Source organism: Pseudoalteromonas sp. BMB (genome assembly GCF_001709235.1).
GTDB lineage: Bacteria > Pseudomonadota > Gammaproteobacteria > Enterobacterales > Alteromonadaceae > Pseudoalteromonas > Pseudoalteromonas maricaloris.
The window spans coordinates 1-7,928 of the sequence record NZ_MBQA01000006.1 but is presented as its reverse complement, the minus strand read 5'-3'; the positions used below and the strand labels follow the sequence as shown (position 1 = coordinate 7,928).

The window sequence follows — 7,928 nt, the reverse complement described above, 5'->3', positions numbered from 1 at the left end:
ATTTAAAGTTCGATCCCGCCCTGCGTCTTGCCACCGTCAACACTTACACATTTTACATTGCCTTGATAGTTTTCTTGGTCGTATAAATACCATTTACCTGTAGAGCTTCCGATGGCAAAAAGTAACTCAACTTTAGTAAACGCGGTAATGGATGGCGTGTCTTTAGTGAGTACTAGAGCTTTTGACTCGCTGTGGCCACCGTATTCTCGCAGCACAAGGTAGGGGGTTGAGGTTGGACGAACAATATCGCCCCGCTGTACTCTCAAGGCTCGAACTTTGTCTTTGTCATGTGAGGACAAGTTCGCAAAGCAACCTTGGTTATTTACCCCCTCGTTGGCGTTGTAGTAGCTCAATGTCTGAGAAGGTGCTCCTACGAAAGTACTGCCTGCGGCTGTTGAGGTTTCACATTGCCCTCGGGTTACTATCATAGAACCAAAGTGACCAAGAAATGTCGTATCCCCAGAAACAGAATTAGTACTAAAGTGGATGACGACTCCAGGGCCCCCGCCTGAATGTTCCTCTTTGCCCTGAAAGTTTGGTTTTGTAAAGTAATAGACTTGGGGGTCATCTTTTTTGGTTTTACCAATGCCATACGTTGCACTTTCATTGTTAACATTTTCAATATTATCGCTCATTGAAGTAACTCCATTAATATTACAGGTTTATTAAACTAACTATTTGACTTTGATGTATTTTATTTTTTTATATTGTACTGAGTGAAGTTGTTTTTCAAGTGTTGGTTAACAAATAATTAAATATTCCAACAGGTATGTTTTTATTTGGTGTGATTATTGCAATTTTTTGTTACTTTCTGTCTGTAAATTGAGCGTTAGAATGGGGCGTTGCCGCTATAAAAAAGTTGGGCTAGCTTAGTGCTTTAAGATAATTCTGGTTTCTGCTGAACTAAAAATAATTGGTATTTATTATCAATGTGGGTACAGGTGTTTTACTTTGGGCTGAAATTGTAAGTGAGGACATGAATTTATCCTGAAATCTTGTTTTGACAGCGCTTTTTTCTGTCAAACTCAGTCCTAGAAAGCTAGACTCTAAGAATATCTTACTATCTGTGTTGCTATGTTAAATACGTTTTTTGTAACCGATCCCGCACCAGAGTTGCTACTCAACGGAACTTATGATGCTACGCTTGTGGCGTTATCTGTACTGGTGGCTGTTATTGCCTCATTTTTTACGCTTATCCAGATCGACTTTGCTGAGCAAAATCAAAATAGTCGTATAAATCGACTCGCAAAATTTGGCGGTGCTGTGGCCATGGCTGGTGGCATTTGGAGTATGCACTTCATTGGCATGTTAGCGTTTTCACTCTGTGTAGAAGTGGATTATGATCCTTGGCTTACTGCGGCGTCTATCTTCCCCGCTTTCTTAGGCTGTTGGGTTTCGTTTGATTTGATAACTCGACCAAATGCCACACTTGCAGTTAAGGGGCTTGCTGCTGTCATTTTGGGGGCCGGTATTGGCACCATGCACTATAGCGGTATGGAAGCCATGCAGCTTGGCCCTATGTTGGGCTATGATCCTACACTTTTTGGCTTATCAATTATCGTTGCAGTGTCACTCGCTTTCATTGCAATTCAAACGAGAAGTAAGCTGCGCGATTATGTCAGCGACAACAATATTAGTATCGTGAGGTGTTTAGGTGCTTTGGCGCTTGGGGCGTCGGTGTCGGGAATGCATTACACGGGCATGCAGGCGGCAAAATTTGTATCTGACTCACCAATAATTAGCCAAGAAATGCAAGATCAGCACACACAGTCACTCGCATTGTTTATTGCAGCTGTCAGTATGATCATTAGTGCTTTATCTGCGCTTATTCATACCGCGAGCAAGTACCGTTCGGTGGCTGCAGACAAAGCCGCTAATGAATCTAGGCTTGCGGCGATCCTAGAAACAGCCGTTGACGGGATCATCACTATCAATAGTGACGGTATTATTAAGAGCTGTAACCCGTTAGTTGAACGAATTTTAGGATGGTCTGAGCGAGAAACGCTTGGTCGCAATGTTGCGGTGTTTTTACCTAAAGAAGCGCAAACGAAAGTATCATTCAACAGCGCTTACCTTGAACAATTTAAAGGGACTGGCCGTGACATCAAGGCGCTACACAAGCAAGGGCATTTGGTGCCTATCCGATTGGGAATAGGAGAGGTTGAGCTAAAAGACCAAAGTGCGTTTTATGTGGGCTTTATCACTGACTTAACAGCCCAAAAGCAAATGGAAAAAGCGCTGATTGAGCAGGAAACGCGTTATCGAACACTATTAAATAATATGCCTGGCGTGGCGTTTCGCTGCCGGATTGATAGCGAATGGACAATGTCGTTCGTAAGTCCCATTGTCGAGCAGCTTACAGGCTATCGAGCAGAAGAGTTTATTTCTGGGCAAGTTCATTTTGCCAGCTTGATTATTGAAGACGATAAAAGCTTAACGCACGATGTGGTTGAACAAGCACTACAATGCGGCAAAGCAAGTTACTCGCAGGAATATCGAATATTACACAAGTCAGGCCATACCAAGTGGGTGCTGGATAAAGGTTCATTTGAATACGATCAAGCGGGTAAAGTTGAGGGTATTGCGGGCGTATTACTTGATATTAGCGAGCGCAAGAACATGGAAGACGAACTACGCGCCGCGAAAAGCATCGCTGAAAGCGCAGCGGCTTCCAAGCAAGCGTTTTTAGCGAACATGAGTCATGAAATTCGCACGCCGATGAACGCTATTTTAGGATTTAGTGAAGTACTGAGAGAGTCTGAACTGAAGCCTGATCAAAGTAAGCATGTAAATACGATACTTACCAGTGCAAAGGCGCTGCTGCATTTACTTAATGATATTTTAGACTCCGCTAAGCTGGACCAAGGCAAGCTCGACCTGATTGAAAATGATTTCTGTATTTCTGAGCTACTCGACAACGTGGTATCGACGTTTTGGTATCAAGCAAAGAAAAAGGGCTTGAAACTAGAGCTCACGATGAGTCACAGTTTGCATCAAACTTATCATGGTGCTTCAGACCGGTTACGGCAGGTACTGGTTAATTTATTGGGTAATGCCATTAAGTTTACTGCACAGGGCAGTGTAGAGCTTAGTGTTGAGTCATCCCATGACGATTATGTACTGTTTAAAATTGCAGACACAGGTATAGGGATTGCCAACGATAGACTAGATTCTATTTTCAACCCCTTTGAGCAGGCTGATGAGAGCATGAGTCGCCGCTTTGGTGGCACAGGCCTTGGGACGACCATTAGCCGCCAGCTAGTCGAGTTAATGGGTGGAAAAATATGGGCTCATAGTGAGCTTGGAAAAGGGTCTACTTTCTACTTTACCGTGCCTCTTAAGAAAATCGCGGCATTCACAATAGCGCAAGATGTTCATGTCGAGCTTCCCCCGTTAAATATATTGGTTGCTGATGATATTCAACAAAATACTGAATTGTTGAGCTTATTACTTGAAAAGCAAGGTCATAGTATAGAGGTCGCAGGAGATGGACTTGAGGCCATCGAAAAAGCAAAAGCGCAACAATACGATCTTATTCTAATGGATATTCATATGCCGGGTTGTGATGGACTTGAGGCGACGCGCGCTATCAAAGCATATGAACGAGAAAATAGGCAACAAGAGACACCGGTAATCGCACTCACCGCGAGTGTGTTGGGTGAGGATAGAGCCGCTGCAAAAGCTGCTGGTATGGCCGCATTTGCCTCAAAACCAGTGGTGATAGAAGATTTAACTCGCACCATTGCTGAGACGCTCAATATCAATATTGCTCATACGGCGATTGGAGTAAGACAAACCAGCAACAAACAGCTTATAAATAGAGCTAGAGCAATAAATTTGTGGGGCAGTGAAGCTCGGTTTTTAAAAGAGTTAGCGCGTTTTTGGGAAGGTAAAAGAGAAGAAGTGATAGCGCTCTTTGCGCATGAAGGTCAGTTTACGAATGATGTACTACAGAGTATTCATACTATCAAAGGCGTTGCTGGAAACTTGGCTTTGGAGACGCTATTTGGTCTGCTCGAGCAAATCGAGCGTAAAAAGGAAATTGACGAGCGCTTGAGAGCCAAAATGGCGCTCATTATTGAAAAACTAGACGACGTGGTTGGGCTAAGTGATGAAGAAGTCGTGACCAACGCGTTGAGTGAAGGCGACGTTTTTTTGTTTAAGCAAAACTTGCCACAAGTAAAAGAGATGATAGATGAGGCACAAGTCGAGGATGATGTGCTCGACGCTTTGCTAGAGAGTGCCCCCCTCACTTACCGAAGCCAGGTAGAGGCGTTGAAACATGCATTGGATGATTTTGAATTTGAACGTGCGGAGGAAATTCTCGCACAATTAATGAGTACTGATGTGTAATGATAAATGAACATAAGCCTCTGATCCTAGCCGTTGACGATGAAGCGACAAATTTGCAAATTCTAAAGCAAACGCTGGGCAATCAATATCGTATGAAGTTTGCAAAGTCAGGAAAATTGGCGTTGGAGTTAGTTGATAAGGAACTACCTAACTTAATTTTACTCGATGTTATGATGCCGGAAATGACAGGCTTTGAAGTCTGCTCTAAATTAAAAGAAGACCCTACTACGGCGAGGATCCCTGTGATTTTTGTGACCGCCTTGAGTGAAGAGTTTGACGAAGCTCGAGGTTTTGAGTTAGGTGGTGTTGATTACATCACAAAGCCTATCAGCCCTGCAATAACTAGAGCCCGAGTGAAGACGCACTTGTCTTTAGTCAGTGCCACTGAGCTTAAAAGTGCATACGTTGAACTGATGCAACGGCTCGGTCAGGCGGCGGAATACAAAGACAATGAAACAGGCCAACATATTGCAAGAATGAGCCGCTACTGCTTTGTGCTTGCTAAAGCTTGTGGTTTACCGGAAGCGTATGCTGAAGATTTGATGCTCGCCGCCCCGATGCACGATATTGGCAAGGTCGGAATTGCCGACAGCATTTTGCTGAAACCCGGACGCTTAGATGCCGAAGAGTATGAGGTGATGAAACAACATGCTGAGCTGGGTGCAAGTATACTCGCGGACTCTGATTCAAAACTCGTCAAGCTTGCATATTTAATGGCAATGGAGCACCACGAGAAATTTGATGGAAGCGGTTATCCAAAAGGATTAAAAGGGGAAGGAATCTCACTTGAAGGACGGATCTGTGCGCTTGCGGACGTGTTTGATGCACTTACTTCAAAGCGCCCATACAAAGAGGCTTGGCCTATTGAAAAAGCATTGGCCTTCATTCATTCTGAAAGTGGTAAGCACTTTGACCCAAAATTAGTTGAATTACTCGATGAAAACCTACCAGAAATCCTAAAGATTAAAGCGCAATATGACTGAGGGGAGTTTATCTTCGCTGGCTAATTGAAGATTAATTCTTCTGAGCATAGAGAGAGTAGTAAGGTATTTTTAGGCGGCTTATATTGTAAAGCATTTGCCATGCGAATAATTCGTATCTATATTGGGTTCTAACCATGGAACTATCAACAAGGATACGATTGTGAATTCAGTTTCAACGATGGCAATAAGTCTTACCGCCATGTTAGCTTCACTGCCTAGCATCGCCAGTTCAACAAATTTTATGGAGCTTGGGTTTGGTCGGTTAGCGTTCGATAACGTCAGTGAGATTGAGCCTAAAGGCTTTGTCATTACAGCAAATATAGAGTTTGGTGGGCTTTACCTAGAAGGTTCTTCTGCTCTTATGGCTGATGACGTCGCGGTTACCGGATTAGTTTATGGTGTAGAAGAAGACGTATTAGCCACTTTAAATTTCGATGTTGACTCTAGAACTTATACCCTATTGGCCGGTAAGCAGTTTGATTTGAATGATCATAGCCTTATTGATATTTATGGCGGTTATTCTAGGCATAGATTGGAGGTAGCTTATTCAGGCTTAGTCAATACGACGTACCATGATGGTTACACCAATAAAGAGCTTATATTATTTCTTGATCAAGGGGAAAATGAGTCAAGTGATCATTATCATTTAGAAGCTGCTTATGATTATACACATGTAGACCTTAATTTTAGGGTGGGTGTTGGCTTTGAGCGGATCCAGGATGATGTAAGTGAGAATAATTTAGTGTATCTGGCTGAGGTTGGATATCGTTTTACCAATAATATTTCCGCAAACGTGAGCTATAGAAATGCTGAGGTCTACAATACTCTCAGTCTGAATTTGAGGTATAGCTTCTGACGACAATGCCTTTGTCATGTCGTTAATCTTATTGTGAACGGCATAACATCCACTTCCAAAGCGCCTAGCTAATTTTCTTCCGCTTGGTTTACGACACTGAGTGAACCCGAACAAGTTAACGCATTGATTAATAGTAACAAACTTTGTTACAAAGATATTTTGTATTTATTTTGGGTTCTAGTTGTATTTATATGTAATTGCCGTAGTATGCGCCACGAATTAAATACGAGAATGATGGAGTGGATCGTGAATTCAATTTTAAAGCAAGTGGCATTAGTATCTGCATTATTTGCATCAACAACCAGCCTAGCAAACTCAACAGACTTCGTTGAACTAGGTTATGGAAAAATCACGCTTGATGGCGTTGATGAATTCAAGCCTGCGGGTATCGCAGTTACGGTAAACAAGGCATTTGAAGGCTTTTATCTTCAAGGTACTTATGCTGCATTAAGTGATGATTTTAAAGGTACTTTAATCGAAAGCGATTATTACGCAAATATAGAAACAACGGTTAAAGTTGAGACAGATTTAAACTATCTTACCCTTTTAGTTGGTCATCAGTTTGATGTAACAGATGCTGGCTTTGTCGATGTATATGGTGGTTATTCTAGATACAAATTAGAAGTGGATTACTCAGGCATCGCAGATATTGCTTATAACGATGGCTACAGTTATCAAGAAAGCTTCTCTGATAAAGAGAGTGACACGAGCGATCATTACCATATTGAAGCGGCCTACGAGCATTCATTCGGAGCTCTGAATGCACGTGTTGGTCTTGGTCTTGAACGTATTCAAGATGATGAAAGCGAAACTAACTTTGTATACTTAGCCAAGCTTAGTTACCAATTTACCGACAGCATCTCGGCTAATGTTAGCTACAGAAATGCAGACGAATATGATAACTTTGGTGTAAACCTAAGATATAGTTTCTGATATCACGGTTACTAGGATCGACAGTCCCTAGGTAAGATGCGGTTTCTTTCAGTAGAAATCGTATCTAAAACAAAATGCATGTTCTAATCCAAACTTTTGCTACTATACCTGCTAACACCAAGCTATTATTTCTCTGACATTCGTGTTCATCTCTTCGAATTTTCCTGCCAAATTAAGCTTTTAGCATCGCACCCAGCATGTAATACCAATTAGTCTTAACACTTGCTCAATTTAAAGGAGTAAATCAGGCGCTAACGGCGTTAAAAGTTTCTTATATAGAGCGGCTAAATAGCAAAATTGTTGCCTTGCCTACATGGGTGTAGGTACCTTGGCGATAGCAGGATGCGGTAGCAGTGTTATCGACAAGATTTTTTCGCCTCAAGATAGATCACTTATTTAAGCGAATTGGCATAATTGTATTGCGTTAATCACATAAATTAATATTAAAAGTGTTTTTATTCTAGAAACACTTAAACGTGCAACAAAACCTTGTTATGCTCCGATCTTTACTATGTAGATAGATAAGGAGATGATCATGAATTCTACAGTTAAGTTAGCTGCTTGCCTTTCAGTAGTTTTGGTAAGCTCAAATTGCTTCGCGCAATCAAAAGATTACGTTGAGATAGGTTATGGGAAAATCTCAATCAAAGAGCTGAGCGAAATAAAACCAACAGGGCTTGCGCTGAGCGCAAAAAAATCCTTCGACCAATTTTACCTACAAGGTACCTATATAACCTGAGATCTGTATAAGAACTAAAGCCGAGTAACCTTTATGCTCGGTTTCTTTGCTTGAAAAGTATAAG

At 41.9% G+C, this 7,928-nt stretch carries 5 protein-coding genes; 4 read left to right on the top strand and 1 reads right to left on the bottom strand.

Annotation, left to right across the window (positions count from 1 at the left end; all coding sequences use genetic code 11):
- Positions 1-2: 2 nt before the first annotated feature.
- Positions 3-635 carry a hypothetical protein gene (locus BB427_RS01255; RefSeq protein ID WP_069018708.1) on the bottom strand — a complete coding sequence of 211 codons (633 nt, stop codon included), beginning with the start codon at positions 633-635 and terminating at the stop codon, positions 3-5.
- A 439-nt stretch (positions 636-1,074) separates the two neighbouring features.
- Here BB427_RS01255 and BB427_RS01250 point away from each other — a divergent pair, with 439 nt between their 5' ends.
- The 4 genes from BB427_RS01250 (at position 1,075) to BB427_RS01235 (ending at position 7,125) form a co-directional block, all read left to right on the top strand.
- On the top strand, positions 1,075-4,353 hold the full coding sequence (locus BB427_RS01250; protein WP_069018707.1) for an MHYT domain-containing protein: 3,279 nt from the start codon (positions 1,075-1,077) through the stop codon (positions 4,351-4,353).
- Entirely contained in the window at positions 4,353-5,336 is a 984-nt protein-coding gene (locus BB427_RS01245; protein ID WP_069018706.1) for a response regulator, read from the top strand. The genes BB427_RS01250 and BB427_RS01245 overlap by 1 nt, the downstream gene beginning before the upstream one ends.
- A 160-nt stretch (positions 5,337-5,496) precedes the next feature.
- A complete protein-coding gene (locus tag BB427_RS01240; protein ID WP_254663558.1) occupies positions 5,497-6,192 on the top strand; it encodes a hypothetical protein in 696 nt (231 codons plus the stop codon).
- 246 nt (positions 6,193-6,438) lie between these two features.
- On the top strand, positions 6,439-7,125 hold the full coding sequence (locus BB427_RS01235) for a porin (protein ID WP_069018704.1): 687 nt from the start codon (positions 6,439-6,441) through the stop codon (positions 7,123-7,125).
- Positions 7,126-7,928: the final 803 nt, after the last annotated feature.